Origin of the sequence: Saccharibacillus qingshengii, assembly GCF_013185195.1 — a bacterium.
GTDB classification, from domain to species: Bacteria; Bacillota; Bacilli; order Paenibacillales; family Paenibacillaceae; genus Saccharibacillus; species Saccharibacillus qingshengii.
Map to the genome: position 1 here is coordinate 418965 of NZ_JAAZWC010000001.1, position 15744 is coordinate 434708.

The window sequence follows — 15744 nt, forward strand, 5'->3', positions numbered from 1 at the left end:
ACTCCTTTTTGCCCGATTCGCTGCGGACCCCGTCCGGTCTCACCATTCTTTTAGCGATGCGCCCGTGATATGGCGGTAAGCGATCTGGCGAACCCTGCCGGACTCCTGCCGCAGCCTGAGCATGCCTTGAAGCGGGCTGGCGTCGACCACGATCCCTTCCGCTGCATGTTCTTCTTCTTGGCGAAGTTCCAAACGCACGGTCAGTCCAAGCGCCAGCGAACGCTTGACCGCTTCCGCAATTTCTTCCAGCCGGTCTTCGTGCAGTACCGCTTCCGGCTTCGCATCCCTCTCCGCCGCCGCCCGCACGATTCGTTCCCGGTACTGCGGCAGAATCATCCGGCTCGATTCCCACAGTCCGTTGCCTTCGAGTTTCCTGGTCATTTGTAATGTCCTCCGATCTTGTCCGCGCGGTCTTTGGCCCGGCTTTCGTCCATAAACGAACGCCCTCTGGCAATAGCCGTCTCGCCGAAACGGTCTTTGATTTCGTCCATGGCGCGGTCAATCGCGCGCTGGCGCTCCCGGTCTTCAAACAGCGAAGGCTGATAGACTTCCGAGGAACCGAGCCGGGACAGCGACAGACTGAGGCGCTTGACCGGCCAGCCGTCCCAACCTTCGCGGAACAGGCGGCGAGCCGTCTCGAACAGCTCCGAAGTCATATCGCTGGGGTCGGGCAGAGCGGCTCGCAGGCGGAATCCCCGGCTTGCGCGCCTGCCGCCTTCGCCTCCCGCGCCGACGGAGACGACTTCGCCCATCCGGCGCATCCTCCTCGCCCGGCGTCCGATCTCGGTGCACAACTCGAGCAGCACCGTTTCGATTTCGCTCTGCAGACGGTAAGCGCGGGGAAGCGTGATCGTCGTACCGATCTCTTTTTGTTCTCTCGCCGTCCAGGGAGACACGGGCGAATCGTCTTGTCCGTTCGCGATCCGCCACAGCACCTCCCCGTTAACACCCCAGCGGCTCTGCAGCTTGTCGGGCGGCGTTCGAGCCAGATCGCCGATCGTCAGAATACGCAGACCGTGCAGATGTTTCTCCATTCTGCCGCCTACGCCCCACATCCGGCGAACCGGTTCGCTCCAGATCCGCTGCTCCCAGTCTTCCTGCTTATGTAAAAAGAAAATGCCTTCTCCGGTTCGCTTGGCGACCAGATCGCAGGCGAGCTTGGCGCGGACCTTGTTGCCGCCGATGCCAAATCTCGCCCGTACTCCCGTTTCGATCGCAATCCGGCTCTGGATCAACCGCGCCAGCTCCTGCGGATCGCCCCCGTACAGGTGCAGCGACCCGGTTACATCCGCAAACATTTCGTCGATTGAATAGGGTTCGACCAAATCGGTATACGCTTCGAGAATGCCCGCGATTTGCGCCGACACCTCGATGTAAGCAAGCATTCTCGGGCGAACCGCCGTCAGCGACGGGCATTTGGCGAGCGCCGCATCCAGCCGTTCCCCCGTACGAATATTATACCTTTTGGCAATAGGACAGGCCGCAAGTACCGCACTTGAAGGCACCTCGGGGTCTCCGACTACCGCGAGCGGGACTTTCCGAAGTGCGGGATTCCCGGCCTTCTCGACCCCTGCGTAGAAACTTTCCATGTCCACCAGCATGACGATTCGATTCGCTGCCATACGGTTTCCTCCGATCTGTCGACGGTCGGCATTTGGGCCTTCCTTCCGCTCTGTCGTTTTACTTTTATTATACACCGAACATACGTTCTGTAAACAAGTTTTCTGCTCCTTTTTCGGCAGCCATCCTGATTCGTAATTCCGATGCCGGGTAAAAGTTCAAAGATTCGCTTTCGCTTCGATCGCGACACGAGGTTCGATTTCAACCATCCCATTTCGGAAGAACGATGAAGGAGGACAAGGACATGGCTATTTTCTCGAACAAAAAAACGATATTCATCACCGGTGCGGGCAGCGGTCTCGGCAAAGGAACCGCGATCGGCCTGGCGCGCGCCGGACACCGGGTAATCGCGACCGTAGAAACGATCTCGCAGGTGCCGGAATTCCGCGAATACGCCCGTTCCGAAGGACTCGACATCGAAGTTTTCAAGCTTGACGTCAATAATCCGCTCGACCGGGCGCAGGTGAACGAACATGACTTCGATATTTTCGTCAGCAACGCCGCGATCGGTCATACCGGTCCGTTTGCGGAAGTGCCTGTGGACAATGTCCGGCAGGTGTTCGAAACGAACTTCTTCAGCGCGATCGAACTTGCGCAGATCGCAGCCCGCAAATTCGTGGCCAAAAAGAAAGGCAAGATTGTATTCACCAGTTCGATCGCCGGTTTGAGCGTCAATCCGTTTCTCGGCCCGTACTGCGCTTCCAAACATGCCCTCGAAGCCTTGGCGCAGGCTCTGCAGCAGGAACTCGAAGATTACGGCGTGCAGGTGGCCACGATCAATCCGGGTCCGTACAAGACGGGCTTCAACGACATGATGTTCGAGGAAAAAGAAAAATGGTACGACGAGAAAAAGAACTTTACCAAACGTTCGGATCTGCTCAAAGGCGAGCAGATGCTGGCCCAGCAGTTCGATCCGCAGGATATGATCAACAAGATGGTCGAGATTATTCCGCAGGACAAGCATGAATTCCGCACCGTTTGGCCGGAAGCGTCCGAACAGCAGGTCAAAGAGTACCAAGCGAAGCTGTGGGAACAGAAGATCTGAACAACCTCTTTTTGAACATCTGCTTGCGGATTCGAAGCAATAACAACAAAGGAAGCACAAACCGAGCCGCGCTCGAGTTTGTGCTTCCTTTTTGTATTCGTTCGTGTACGTTTCGAAAAAACGCTGATTCATTCTTGGCTTCCCGCCGACGGCTTCTTCAAGCTCCGAAGCGTTCGCGAATTTCGCCGGACAGCTGTCTGAGTTCCTGCAGTTCGCTGTTCATTTCGAGACTGGATTCCACCTGATGCTGGGCGGTTCGGCCGAACGTGCGCAGCGCGTCCGTCGTCCGGCCGTTAACGGCCGATACACCGTGCATTTCGTCCGAAATCCGGCGCGATTGGTCGGCTAATTTCTCGACCCGTCCTCCGATTCTGTCTACCGCGCCGATCAATTTCGACGCGCTGGCATCCGCTTCGTCCAGCAATGAAATCGCGCCGGTCATTTGCTCCAGGCTCGTTTCCGTCATTTCCCGGCTATCATTCATCCGTACGGCCGAAACACGGGTCTCTTCGCGGATACCGCCCAAAATCCGGTTCACTTCTTCCGCGCTATTACGGCTTTGCTGCGCCAAGGCCCGAATCTCGCTGGCAACGACCGCGAAGCCCCTTCCCTGTTCCCCGGCCCGGGCCGCCTCGATTGAAGCGTTGAGCGACAGCAGATTGGTTCGGTCGGCTACTTCGCGGATTGCCGAGAGAATACGATCCGCTTCTCCGGCCGATTCGTCCAGACCGCGTATCGTTTGCGCCGTCTCCCCGACTTTGCGCGCCAGTTCTTCCATGCCGCCCTGCAGGCGCTGCATTTCCCCGACCGCCTGCGGCAGCAGCGAGCGTGCGCTTTCCGCATAAGCGCCGGCTTCCCGTGAAGTCTCACGCGTTTCTTCCACGATCGCATGGATGTCATCCAGATTCCGTCCTACCCGTTCGACCGATTCCTGCTGGAGATCCAGTTCCGACGATACTTTGTCAAAGGAAGCCGACAAGGCACGTCCCGATTCGCTGATCGTTTCCGACTTTGCCGCCGCTCCTTCGAATGTGCCGTTCAGACGGGCCGACATGCCGCGCAGCGCGCTGAACGCCTGCTCCAGCTCCAAGCGCTTCGCCTCGCGTTCCGCTTCAACGGCTTGAGAGAACCGCTTTTTGACAACGATCTGCCAGCTGACCGCTCCACTCGTCAAGAGCAGGAATACCGCGTGCAGAAGCAGCATCGTAAGGGTGTATGTTTCGCTGCCGAGGTACAATTCGGTCATCCAAAAAGTTGCGGTGACATGCACGACGGCAAAGATCGCGGTCATTAACGCCACGAGCGCGACACTTTCGTAAAAAACCAGAAAAGCCACGACCATAAAAATCGAAAAGTGGAATTCGACATATCCTCCGCCACCGGCCGTAATCGACAGGCAGGCAAAAGTCAGCGACAGCGTGTTCAGCAGCGGGACCATGCTGTGGGCGGTATTTTTTTTATACAGCAGCAGCGCCACTGCCAACAACAGGGCAGGGAGCACCAGCAGAATATTCAGCATAATCGGATTGTCGCTCGCATGCGCCGCATGATCCATGATAGTAATACCGGGGTTCTGCATGATCCGGTCGAAAATACCAAGCGATCGATTGAGATAGTGAGTCAGGGCGGAAAGCAGCAGCGTACCGGTGGTCAAAGACAGCATCAAGCGGTTTTGTTTGGCGAGCATAGTAGGCCTCCGCATTCAAATTGGATTTTGTGAGATTAAACGGATTGTTACCAACTATTCGACATTTAATTACAATAAATGAAGTATTTTGTTTGATTAGACGGTTCTTTTTTGAATATGTCCGTTTTTGCACGAAAAAAAGGCCTGCAAACAGCGCATTGTCTGTTTTTGCACGCCTTTTTTCTATCCGGCTGTGTTCGCATCCCCCAAGAAAACCGAAAACTCCCGGCTTCTTCGGTCAGGGCTGCCAGTCAGGCTTCAGTACCCGGACCAGCGCTTCGAAATAATAATAGTCGCCCCAGATCGTGCACTCGTTGATGCCGATCCCGCGGGGCTTGTTGTATACGCCGTGTTTGAGGATGCCGTTCGATCCCGGAAGATCGCGCGTCGTATAGTTGGCGTCCAGTGCGCTCAGAATATCGAGCGCCCGGCGTTCGGCGCTGCGGCTCTGCGAGCTGCCGGACGGAAGACGGCGCGCAAGCTCCAGCAGGCCGCAGGCGGCTACCGCCGAAGCGGAAGAATCCCGTTCCTGTTCGCGGCCTTCCTTGAACGCCAGATCCCAGTACACCACTCCGTCTTCGGGTGTTCTTTCCACGAAATAATCGGCGAGAGGCTGCGCGGTCTCGAGGAATTCCGATCCGCCGGTATACCGGTCGCTGAGCATGAACCCGTAAATCCCCCAAGCCTGGCCTCTTGCCCAACACGAGTCGTCGGCATGACCCTGATGGGTGGTGCCGAACTTCGGCCTGCCGGTCTCGGCATCCATATAATACGTGTGATAGGTCGTGCGATCGGGACGGACCAGATAGCGGGCCGACTGCCTCGCATGGCTGAGCGCGTACTGCGCATAACGGGGATCGTTCGTTTCCGCGCCGGCCCAGTACAGCAGCGGCAGATTCAGCAGGCAGTCGATAATCATGCGCCCGCGCTCGGACGGATCGTTCAGGTCTCCCCAGGCCTGGATGATACCGGCCTGCGGCAGATACCGCTCGGCCAGCAGATCCGCCGCGATCAGCCCGGCTTCCCGGGCTTTGGGATTTCCGGTAATCCGGTATTCGTTCACCGCGGACAAACTGTACAAAAAGCCCAGATCGTGCGTATTCGTCCCGATCCGTTCATCCAGGCGGAGCCGATAATCCGGCAGTTGGCTTTCGGCAGCGCGGCGGTATTTGGGTTCTGCGGTCAGTTCATAGGCCAGCCACAGCATGCCGGTCCAGAAACCCGACGTCCATTCGAAATTGGAGATCGCCGGATATACGCCCCCGATACTGGACGGAGCCGGATACGCGCACGGTCCGAAGGTATCCAATCCGGCATCGATCTGCCGCAAAGCGTAAGCGGCGGCCCGCTCGAACACCGGGAGCTTTCCGCCCCTGTCTGCCGACTGCCCCGCAAGTCCCGTCTCCCTATTCTCGGCCGGAGAGAAGTCTTCGGCTGCCGCGGAACGGTTCGTGTTATCGTGCTTCATGGTGAACCCCGCTTTCCGCTCCGCCGTGCATCCGCTTCTTGTCCGCCTCTTCCGCTTGAGAAGAAGCGGAATCCCCGAATCGCACGCGGAACGTCCGGATTTCATACGGTTTGACGGCAAAACTCCAGGCATCGGTGCGTTCTTCGCCGATCGGACGCTCCAGCAGGTCGGTCTCCTGCCAGGATGCCGTGCCCAGAGCGAAAAATAGTTCCGTTTCTCCGCTGCGGCCTTCGCATTCGTGTACCCGTACGATGACTCCATCCCCGTTTTCTGCCGGTTTGATCGCATCGATCGCGAGATGCGCGGCCGAAGACTGCAGCAGAGACTGTCCTGCCAACCGGGAAGAACCCGGCCATACGGACAGCGGACTGTTCAAATCCCACGCTTCCTGCGCCGCGGCGCCTTCCGCCCAGTCGCCGGTATGGGGAAGCAGCGAATAAGTAAAGGCGTGCTCGCCCAGATCCGCATCGGGATCGGGATATTCGGCCGATTTGATCAGACTCAGGCGCAGCGTGTTTCCTTTGATATCGTATCCGTATTTGCAGTCGTTCAGCAGACTCACCCCGTAGCCCCGTTCCGACAAATCCGCCCACTGATGGCCCACTGTCTCGAACCGGGCGTAATCCCAGCTCGTATTCCAATGGGTCGGGCGGCGGACGCTGCCGAACTGGATCTCGTAGGAAGCTTCCGCGGCGCGGATATCGACGGGAAAAGCGGCTTTGAGCAGTTGGCGGCGTTCTCTCCAGTCGACTTCCGTCACAAAATCGATTCTTCGGCTGCTGCGGTACAAGCGCACCTCCTGACGAATTTTCGAATCGCCATAGATCCATTCGAATTCGACCGCTACCCGCAGCGGTCCGTTTTCTTTTAGACGCTTGGATTGAAGATCGTCGACCGTCCGCATTTTTTCCGTATAAAAAAGATCGATATTCCACGCGTCGAACTGCAGCGGCTTGTCTTCGAATACCTGAAACACATTGCCCGCTTGGCCCGCAGCCAGCACCTCGCGCCGATGTTCGCGGTCATACAGACGCCGTAGGCGTCCCGCTTCGTCCCATTCGACGAGATAAAACGGAGTCTCCAGGCAGCCGTCCGCCCAAACGAATCCGTTCTCCGCCTGCTCCGCATCCTGCTCTCCCGCTGCGGCGGTGTCGATCGGCGCCCGCTCCCCGGACGGCTCGAAGACAATCTCCGCAAACCCGAGCGGAAGTACGCCGCCGGTCTCCACCAGCCAGCCCGAGCCGCTTCGCTGGGCGTCCAGCCTGCGCCCGCCCTGCGTGCGCCACTGCCCCTGCGCTGCCAAGCCTGCTTCGGCTTCGAGGTCTGCAATCTCCGCCAAACCTTCGCTTGGCCAGGAAGAATCGTTGAACAGCGTATAGCGCAGCGTACCCGGGTGTGCGGTTCTTTTTCCCGTATCGCCATCTGTATTGTTCGACCCGGCATCCAGCAGAATCTCAATCGCCGCCTGCTGCGCCGAATGCGTCAGCCGCTCCGCTTCCCGATATTCTTCTTTGGCATCGTCGTACACTTCCGCGATCGACGATCCCGGAATGATATCGTGGAACTGGTTGCGCAGCGCGATTTCCCACGCTTCGGCAATCTGCCGCCGATCGCCACGGGAAGCGTCCGCGCCCAGCCTGTCGGCTGCGATGGACAGCATCTCCGTACGCCGCAGCGCAAGCTCCAGGTGCCGGTTCGCTTTTTTGATCCAGGCCTGGCTCGTATACGTTCCCCGGTGATTTTCCAGATACAGCTCGCCGTCCCACGTATGCACGTACGCTTCGGTCTCCGCCGCCGTGCGCTCCAGACGCTCGAAATATTCGTCCGCCCGTCCCGTGACGGTTCTCGGCAGACCCGGCATCTGTTCGAGCCTGCGCCGCATCTCCAGCATGTCGCGGTTCACGCCGCCTCCTCCGTCGCCATAGCCGTAGCACAGCAGCAGTTCGCGATTCATCGGCCGGTCCCGGTACTGCTCCCAGATCCCCTGTACCGTCTCCGGCACGACATATCCGTTATAGGTATAATAGCTTTCCTGCGGAAACTCGATCTCGGGCGTCGTAATAAAATGGGTCAGCACTTCGGAACCGTCGATCCCGCGCCAGACGAACGTATCATGCGGCATCCGGTTGTACTGGCTCCAGCTGATCTTGGTCGTCATGAACGACGTAATCCCGCACTTGCGCAAGATCTGCGGCAGCGCCCAGCTGTAACCGAACACGTCGGGCAGCCACAGATAACGGTTCTCCGTTTGAAATTCTTCTCTGAAAAAAGCGGTCCCGTGCAGGATCTGCCGCACCAGCGACTCGCCCGAAGTCAGATTGCAGTCCGCTTCCAGCCACATGGCGCCTCCGGCTTCCCAGCGTCCTTCTTGCACCTTTTCCCGGATTCGTTCGTACAGCTGCGGATAATCCTGCTTGATATAGGTGTAGAGCTGGGGTTGGGTCTGCAGAAAGACATAATCCGGGTACTGCTCCATCAGCGCAAGCACCGTCGAAAAGGAGCGGGCCGCTTTCTCCCGCGTATGGCGCAGACGCCACAGCCAGGCCACATCGATATGCGTATGTCCGATACAGCGCACGGTAACGGGATCGGCCGGCTGCGGATAATCGGCGCGCAGAGCGACAAGCCGGCGCTTCAACTCCGCGAGCGCAAGCCCAATCGAAGCCCGGAAAGCTTCGGAACCCGGCCGGGACCAATCGAGCAGGTTCAGCGAGCGGTCCAGCGCAAGCAGCAGATCGTGGCGCTCGGCCCGGGTATCGCCAAGTACGTACACGGTCTCCAGCACCGCACGGCCGGTATAATACAGATCGTCCGCTTCTTCATGCAGCAGGCAGAGGTCCGCCCGGGCCAGCAGATGCTCCTGCTCGGTGCGCGGACCGCCTCCTTCAAGTCCAGACCACAGCCGGAAATGCAGCTGCGCCGTCTGTCCGGCCAGATCGTCCAGAAACACTTCCCGGTGATTGGAATCGACTCCCTGGCGCGGCTGGCCGTCTACGAACAGCAAAGATTCGAAGCCCCTGCTGTTCCCGTGCGGCGTCAGACCGAAATCGAACAGTCCGACGAGCCGGTGCCCCGGGACCGGCTCGGGCAGCCGAACCTCCAGGCGCAGCCACAAATAGCGGTCGCGTCCGGTCCAGCGGCTGCCGATCGGCATCCCTGCCCAGCCCGCCGTATCGGCGGACGGCGGCGCAGCGGCGATCTCGCCCGCTTCGTCCGGCAGAACTTCCAGCTCGCGGAACGCGTGTACGACGCGATGCCGGAACGTCTCCAGTTCGTCCAGACGCGCTTTGCATTTTTCTTCGGTTTTGAACATCGAATAAACCTCCGTTCGATTGAAGTAAGGGCCTGTTGGAGCGGCAGGTTCAAGGTAGACACGTTCCGTCAGAGGCCTTATGGAAGGTCGAAGAGCAGACGGAACCCGCTTTGCCCCGCTTCCATCCGGCGTTTCCACAGTCCCGAATCGGGGTCGAAACGCAGTCCCGCACCGCGGGCCTGCTCTTGCGCGTCAACCGGCAGACCCGCCTCGGCACCGGAGAAATCGGGCGTGCCGGGCGTGGGTGCGGCAGGCGCAAAATAACACCAGGCATCCGCGGACAGCGACACTTCCGCATGCAGTCCGTTCCCGTAATCCAGCGCGGCGCCGGCTTTGAGCAGCGAACTGAACAGACACTGTCCGCCCAGCTTGAGATAGCTGCCGTTATGCAGAGTAACCCGGCAGATGCGTCCGGACGCATCGCGAGCGAGCGTACTCAGGAACGCATCGGTCTCAAGTTCGCCGAAGACCGCGTGGGAATTGTCGTGCATCACCCGGCCGTCGGCCCGTGGATTGACGAACAGATCGAGGCTCCCTCCGTCCGGGCGGTTCAAGCGAAGCGCCTGGACGTCTTCGCCGTCGGAGGAACTTTCCGCTGCCGCGGCGCTTTCGCCGCGCTGCGGCAGCGGAGCGTCCGGCATCGGCGCCGCCCCTGCACCGTAGTCCGCTTCGTCCAGACGCTGTACGCTTGTCCAGGACTCTTCCGCAGCCGGCAGCAGAAACACACTGACCCACTTGATTCGTCCCTCCACCGACGCGGAACGAATCTTGGCATAATCCGCTTCGGGAAATACATCTTCCTCCCCGCTGCCGCGGAGCTTCGCATGCAGGTAGCCTCGGGTTTGTACGTATTCTTTTTTCTGCGGAAAAGGGTGCATAACCCGCATCTCGCATTCTTCGCTGCGCAGAGACAAATACGGCTCCGCCCTGCCCTGCCCGATCTTCAGTCCGGCCGGCATATGCAGCAGCCATTCGAAGGTTCCGTCGCGTTCCGACTGCAGGTCGTCGACAAGAATCATCGCTCCGTCCAGGCAGAGAAAGTGCCGGTAGAATCTTCGGTATAATCCGGAATAAGGCCCTGTACAGTCCGCAAGCAGATACTTGTAACCCGGCATGTCCAAGCGATCGGGCAGCGAGCCGGGAAATTTGGTCCCTTCCTCGATCAGTCCCGGCGCCTGGCCCCGGCCGTCCAGCAGGACGATATTATGGGCGGTCGACTGTCTGTAATATGTGTTGTACAGCGGTTTGGAATAGGCGCAGTGTCCCGAGTCGTCGACAAAAACGCGCCCGCCGAGAGTCAATATAAACGTACCGGCGTCCAGATGGTTGTGGTTCCAGCTTTCTCCCGTCTTGACCGCCAGCACCGCCTGCTCCTGGCCGCTTTTCCAGCGAACGAAGCCGCAGCCCGAATGGGCGAATACGGTGATGCCTTCTTCTTCGCCGGTCACGGGCCTCTCCGCTGTCAGCCCTTCCGGATAGCAGGCAAACTCCGCTGCCTCGGACGGATCGCCTTTGAGATCGTTGAACAATCCCAGCAGACCCGCATGCCGGTAGCGGTCAGCCAATTCCAGCCAGACATAGGCATGCTTTCTGCGGTCGCCTTCGTCACCGAAATGAAAAGTGCCGACGTTTCCCGTAACCTCTTCGCCCGCCGCGCTTTGCTCCTCCGCCTTTTTCCAATATAGGGTCTGCATATAGACCTCCGGAATCCGGGCCAGCACCGGCAGTTCGCCGAGCGAAACGTCTCCGGTCTGCCGCCGGTAAGCCGCTTCGAAGACCAGGAAATTGCCCAGCGCATAATCCAGATAACCCATTGTCTCGACATAGTCGCCGTCCGCACCGAAATTAGCCTGTTTGTTCTGCAGCACATTGCCCGGATACGCAAACCATTCCCGGATGCCTTCCGTAATCGTGTGCAGCGCTTCCTCCGCATGCGGAACCCGGCCCCGAATCGTTAGCAGCAGCAGACCCGCCGCGGATACGCAGACGATCCACCAGTTATGGCCCATCGTATCGAGCGCATGAATCCTGCGAAGAGGATGCAGCCAGTCGCCGTACAGCGGCACGTACGCTTTGCGGTACAGCATCTCTTCGATCGCTTCGCGCTCCTGCAAGCTGCACGACTCCTTCACCGCGTCGTACGCCGACGAGAGATAGACGCCGATATCCGCCGTCCACAGATCCGAATGCCGGCCTCCGCCGCTCTGGTAAACCCAGCTTTCTTCTTCGCCAAGCAGCCCGATCAGTCCGCGCACAATCGGCTCCGCCGCTTCGCCGCCTTCGACCTTGGCGTAGAAAGCCAGGTTCTGCGCTTCTTTGGCCAGCTCCCGCACTTCGTTGCCCAGCGTAAAACGCTTGCTGCCTCCATGCGTCAGCCAGCGTTCCCGCAGCCGGGCAATCCGCTCCCGCGCTTCCTCGAGCCATCTGACGTCTCGCGCGGACCTGTCGGCTGCAAAAGCCGCCCAGCCCCGCTTCACCGAAGGTTCCGAAGCGATCAGCCGCCTTGTCCGTTCAAGCGTTTGTTCGTCGTATACAAGCATATTCCGTCCTCCCGCAAGCGGCTCCGGTGCGAAGATCCGCCCGAAGCCGTTTTTTTAGCGTATGACTGTTCGGCTCCGTCCGACGCGGCCCAAGCGTTACTCGAATTTCATCGTGTAGAGCTGTTCCATGAAGATCCAGGAGTCTTTGTTGTCTTGGTACCACTGTTTGTACCAGTCTTCGAGCGCCTGTCCGCCGGATGCGTACCACGATTTTTTGACGTCTTCCACGCCTTGATCGACGCTGTAGCCGCTGCCGCTGACGACCGCTTTGGCCATCGTATCGTTCATGTTGTTCCAGCCGTCGTTGAACGTTGTCGTCATGGCTTTATCCAGCGAAGGACGGAACTTGGCGTGCGTGAAGCCCGGGTGCGGATGCGCCGGATCGAGATACAGGGTATCCATCTCGGCCGCGATCGCGAGCCATTCCTTGTCGATCGGATCGGCCGAGTCCAGCTGGCGTCCGTCCACGTTGCTGCTTTCCACGATATATTTCGGCATGAACATCCGGTAGTCGTTCAGATAGCCCATTTCCGTTTCGTTTTTCTTTTCGTCGACCGGTTTGATCTTGCCGTCGCTTTCTTTCGTATAATGTTCGCCTTCGACGCCGTTCATCAGCGTCTCGACCGTCGACGGCGTAACCATGAAGTCGATATATTTCATGACCGCTTCCGGATTCTTCGCGTTCGCGTTCACGGCGCCCGTCATCTGGATCGAGGGATTGAAGTCGGGACCGAACCGGCCGAATTCGCTTTCCGGGAACGCCATGGCGGTAACCTTCGCGTTCGGATCGGTGTTTTTGAGCGTATCGAAGTTTTTGCTGATCACCGAGCGGTAAGCCAGATAGATGCCGAGTTTGCCGCTGGCAAAATCCTGCTCCGCTTTTTGGCCGTTTTTGTCGGAGAGGAAGTCTTTGTCCACGATGCCGTTCTCGAACAATTTTTTCTTGAACTCGTAGGCCGGCTTGATCCGGTCGAACTGGCGCACCAGCTGGTCGTCTTCGATAATGAACATCTCGTTCTGGAACATGGCGTCCACGTAGAAAGAAGCGAACTGGCTGAGATTCATCCCGAACGTGTCTTTGACTCCGTTGCCGTCCGGATCCTCGTTGGCAAAAGCATCCGCGACCGCGTACAGTTCTTCGGTCGTCTGCGGCACTTCAAGCCCCAGCTTGTCGAGCCAGTCCTGCCGGATGACCATCGCCCCGAGCACTTCCGGTTTGGTGACCATGCCGATATTGTACAGCTTGCCGTCCGGCTTCGTGCCAAGCGTCCGCAGTGCCGGAACTTTCTCCAGCAGCGCTTTGTATTCGGTACTGCTTTTTTCGACGATATCATCGAGCGGCAGCAGCTGTTTCTGCGTCCACAGCGAGTTCAGGAAATCCGTATCGTATTCCAGTACCAGGTCGGGCGCATCGCCGGAAGCGAACAGCATGCTGTATTTCTGCTGCGACTCGTTCCGGGGAATCGGCACGAAATCGACGCCAACCGGCCCGTTTTCGTTGATCCATTGGGTCCAGCGGTTATCCGAATAGGTGCCTTCCTCTTTGGGGATTTGGCCGCGGTCGTAAATGGAAACGGAAATTTTTTCTTTGGCCTCGCTTTTTTCCCCGTCCGCCGCCTGCGGCTTCTCGCTGCCTGATCCGCAGCCCGCCAGCACCATCGACAGCGCCGTGACCGCCGCGAATCCGCCTATCATCGTTTTACTCCAGTTCTGTTTGCCCATACCCTTACCCCTCTCTTGTGTTTGAGTAGACGCGCATTCTGTCACCCTTTGACCGATCCAATCAGCATGCCTTTGACAAAATATTTTTGTAAAAACGGGTACACGATCAGCATGGGAAGAATCATCACGATAATCCCGGCGGAACGGATCGATTCGGGCGTAAGCTTGCGGAACGCGTCCGGATCGAGCATCGCCAGTTCCGACATCAGCGATTGGCTTTGGATCATATTTTGCACGAGCACCGACAGATTGAAGCGCTCCGGGTCGTTGATATAGATCAGCACGTTGAAGAACGAGTTCCAGTGCGCCACCCCGTAGAACAGCGCGATCGTTGCGATGACCGGGATCGACAGCGGAAGCACGATCTGCAGAATGATCCGCCATTCGCCGCTGCCGTCGATCCGCGCCGCATCTTCCAGTTCTTCCGGAATATTTTCAAAAAAGGACTTCAGAACGAGCAGATTGTATACGCTTACGAGACCCGGCAGCCACAACGCTCCGTAATTGCCGACCAGCCCAAGCGATTTCGCCAGCAGATAATTGGGAATCAAACCGGCGGTGAACAGCATGGTGAAGACGATCGCAAGCGTCAAGGTGCGTCTCGCGTAGAAATGTTTGCGGGACAGCGGATACGCGGCAAGAATGGTGAAGACCATATTCAGCGCCGTGCCGACCAGCGTAATGACCAGACTGTTGCGAAAAGCGCCGGCGATATTCGTGTCCTCGATCAGCTTGCTGTAGGCCGTCCAGGTGAAGTCGCGCGGCCACAGCCCCACTTTGCCGAGCGTGATCGCTTCATTGCCGCTGAGCGACAGCGAGGCGATATGGATGATCGGCAGCAGGCAGCTGAGGGCGGCCAGCGCCAGAATGATATAGTTGATGCCGTAAAATACTTTTTCGCCGTTTGTCGGCTTCATCGCCATTCTCCCCTTTCGTTTGACGGATGCGAGCGACCTTGGACACGGAATCTTACCACAGTCCGCGTCCCGACCGCCGGGCGATCCCGTTGACCACCAGCACCAGCGTCAGCCCAATCAGCGATTCGAACAATCCCATCGCCGTCGCGTAGCTGAACTGACCCGAACCGAGGCCCACTTTGAAGTTCCAGGTACTGATCACTTCCGCCACGTTGATGACTACCGCATTTTGCAGCACGTAGACTTGATCGAAGCCGACATCCATCACATTGCCGATACCGAGAATAAACATGAGCACGATCGTCGGCATCAGCCCGGGCAGCGTGATATGGCGGATCTGCTTCCATTTGCCCGCCCCGTCCATGCCCGCCGCTTCGTACAGGCTCGGATCGATCGACGTAAGAGCCGCCAGATAGATGATCGCCGACCAGCCCGCGCCTTTCCAGATTCCGGAAGCGACAAAGATCGTGATCCACGACCCTTCATTGAACAAGAACGGGTACGCGCTGCCGGTGATCCGCTCCAGCACATTGTTGACGAAGCCCGTCTCGATCGAGAACATCATCAGCACCAGTCCGCCCACGATAACCCAGTTGAGGAAATGCGGGAGATACAGCAGCGTCTGCGTCCAGCGTTTGAACCAGGAGCGCCGTACTTCGTTGAGCAGAATCGCCAGAATGACCGGGAACGGAAATCCGACAAACACGGTCAGTGCGCTCAGCACCAGCGTGTTGCGGATAATGCCCAGGGTGTCGGGGTTCTGGAAGAGATACCTGTAATTGTCGAAGCCGACCCATGGGCTGCCGAACATGCCGTCCGCGAAGTTGTAGTCCTTGAATGCGATAATGAAACCGAACATGGGCACATATTTGAAAAGGATAAAGAAAATCGCGATCGGCAGGAACATGATCAGAAGAGGTTTGTTCATATTCCAGCGCCGGCGTTTGCCCAGAGCGCTTTGCTCTCTCAGACGGCTCTGCTTCTCGCTGTCTTTGCTCGCCCCGATATTCAGGCTGCCCATCTGCTCACCTCCGAAATAGAATGATACGGCCATCAGCGGAACACTCATGCAAGCGCTTTCTCTTGGCTGTGTCCCCACTGTACCCAAGCGGCAAATTTTCGGCAATTGTCAGGTTTCGAGCGGGTAACGTTTTTTGCGATTGCCGGGTGAAGTAGGGGTGAAAATAGCGAGGAAGCTTGCAGCGGCGTGGGATTCACGTTTTTTGACGGGGTTTCAGAATTTGCGGCGGGCTAAAAGCTGTTGGGAATGAGTAGGCAAAGAAATAAAAAAAAGACTTTGAGAAGAACATTCCCAAAGTCGAAAGATGATATACGATTTTTATTTGTAAAAAGTTTAGGGCGTGTTTTAAAACTAAAGATGGAAGATAAACCGATTTGGGTTTAGGATAAGAACAGAATAAATCCAAAGGTG

General features: G+C 58.0%; 11 protein-coding genes. 1 reads left to right on the forward strand and 10 read right to left on the reverse strand.

The genetic code is table 11. From position 1 onward, the window contains the following. Positions 1-39 precede the first annotated feature (39 nt). Both HRQ60_RS23450 and HRQ60_RS01860 read right to left on the reverse strand, forming a co-directional pair. Positions 40-381, reverse strand: a complete 342-nt coding sequence (locus HRQ60_RS23450) for a YolD-like family protein (protein WP_216671441.1) — start codon at positions 379-381, stop codon at positions 40-42. Beyond that, complete coding sequence (locus tag HRQ60_RS01860) at positions 378-1622, reverse strand: DNA polymerase IV (protein WP_172193927.1); 1245 nt, start codon at positions 1620-1622, stop codon at positions 378-380. The genes HRQ60_RS23450 and HRQ60_RS01860 overlap by 4 nt, the downstream gene beginning before the upstream one ends. A gap of 242 nt (positions 1623-1864) precedes the next feature. Here HRQ60_RS01860 and HRQ60_RS01865 point away from each other — a divergent pair, with 242 nt between their 5' ends. Further along, on the forward strand, positions 1865-2665 hold the full coding sequence (locus HRQ60_RS01865) for an SDR family oxidoreductase (RefSeq protein ID WP_172193928.1): 801 nt from the start codon (positions 1865-1867) through the stop codon (positions 2663-2665). Positions 2666-2822: 157 nt separating this feature from the next. Here HRQ60_RS01865 and HRQ60_RS01870 read toward each other — a convergent pair whose 3' ends face one another. The 8 genes from HRQ60_RS01870 to HRQ60_RS23455 all read right to left on the reverse strand — a co-directional run. Then, positions 2823-4352, reverse strand: coding sequence for a methyl-accepting chemotaxis protein (locus HRQ60_RS01870; RefSeq protein ID WP_172193929.1), 1530 nt, complete (start codon positions 4350-4352; stop codon positions 2823-2825). A gap of 238 nt (positions 4353-4590) precedes the next feature. Then, positions 4591-5820: a glycoside hydrolase family 88 protein gene (locus HRQ60_RS01875; protein ID WP_246281008.1), complete on the reverse strand. Its 1230-nt coding sequence runs from the start codon at positions 5818-5820 to the stop codon at positions 4591-4593. Continuing rightward, complete coding sequence (locus HRQ60_RS01880) at positions 5807-9133, reverse strand: alpha-mannosidase (RefSeq protein ID WP_172193930.1); 3327 nt, start codon at positions 9131-9133, stop codon at positions 5807-5809. The genes HRQ60_RS01875 and HRQ60_RS01880 overlap by 14 nt, the downstream gene beginning before the upstream one ends. A gap of 77 nt (positions 9134-9210) precedes the next feature. After that, positions 9211-11673: a heparinase II/III domain-containing protein gene (locus tag HRQ60_RS01885; protein WP_172193931.1), complete on the reverse strand. Its 2463-nt coding sequence runs from the start codon at positions 11671-11673 to the stop codon at positions 9211-9213. Positions 11674-11769: 96 nt separating this feature from the next. Further along, entirely contained in the window at positions 11770-13395 is a 1626-nt protein-coding gene (locus HRQ60_RS01890; RefSeq protein WP_172193932.1) for an extracellular solute-binding protein, read from the reverse strand. 41 nt (positions 13396-13436) lie between these two features. Then, a complete protein-coding gene (locus HRQ60_RS01895; RefSeq protein ID WP_172193933.1) occupies positions 13437-14312 on the reverse strand; it encodes a carbohydrate ABC transporter permease in 876 nt (291 codons plus the stop codon). 52 nt (positions 14313-14364) lie between these two features. Further along, complete coding sequence (locus HRQ60_RS01900) at positions 14365-15333, reverse strand: ABC transporter permease (protein WP_172193961.1); 969 nt, start codon at positions 15331-15333, stop codon at positions 14365-14367. 193 nt (positions 15334-15526) lie between these two features. Further along, the coding region (locus tag HRQ60_RS23455) for a hypothetical protein (protein WP_216671442.1) at positions 15527-15744 on the reverse strand (218 nt) is incomplete at its 5' end.

Coding starts and splice junctions, on each gene's coding strand:
- HRQ60_RS23450 (WP_216671441.1), bottom strand. CDS start 381: ATGACCAGGAAACTCGAAGGCAACGGACTGTGGGAATCGAGCCGGATG.
- HRQ60_RS01900 (WP_172193961.1), bottom strand. CDS start 15,333: ATGGGCAGCCTGAATATCGGGGCGAGCAAAGACAGCGAGAAGCAGAGC.
- HRQ60_RS01885 (WP_172193931.1), bottom strand. CDS start 11,673: ATGCTTGTATACGACGAACAAACGCTTGAACGGACAAGGCGGCTGATC.
- HRQ60_RS01895 (WP_172193933.1), bottom strand. CDS start 14,312: ATGAAGCCGACAAACGGCGAAAAAGTATTTTACGGCATCAACTATATC.
- HRQ60_RS01875 (WP_246281008.1), bottom strand. CDS start 5,820: ATGAAGCACGATAACACGAACCGTTCCGCGGCAGCCGAAGACTTCTCT.
- HRQ60_RS01870 (WP_172193929.1), bottom strand. CDS start 4,352: ATGCTCGCCAAACAAAACCGCTTGATGCTGTCTTTGACCACCGGTACG.
- HRQ60_RS01890 (WP_172193932.1), bottom strand. CDS start 13,395: ATGGGCAAACAGAACTGGAGTAAAACGATGATAGGCGGATTCGCGGCG.
- HRQ60_RS01860 (WP_172193927.1), bottom strand. CDS start 1,622: ATGGCAGCGAATCGAATCGTCATGCTGGTGGACATGGAAAGTTTCTAC.
- HRQ60_RS01880 (WP_172193930.1), bottom strand. CDS start 9,133: ATGTTCAAAACCGAAGAAAAATGCAAAGCGCGTCTGGACGAACTGGAG.
- HRQ60_RS01865 (WP_172193928.1), top strand. CDS start 1,865: ATGGCTATTTTCTCGAACAAAAAAACGATATTCATCACCGGTGCGGGC.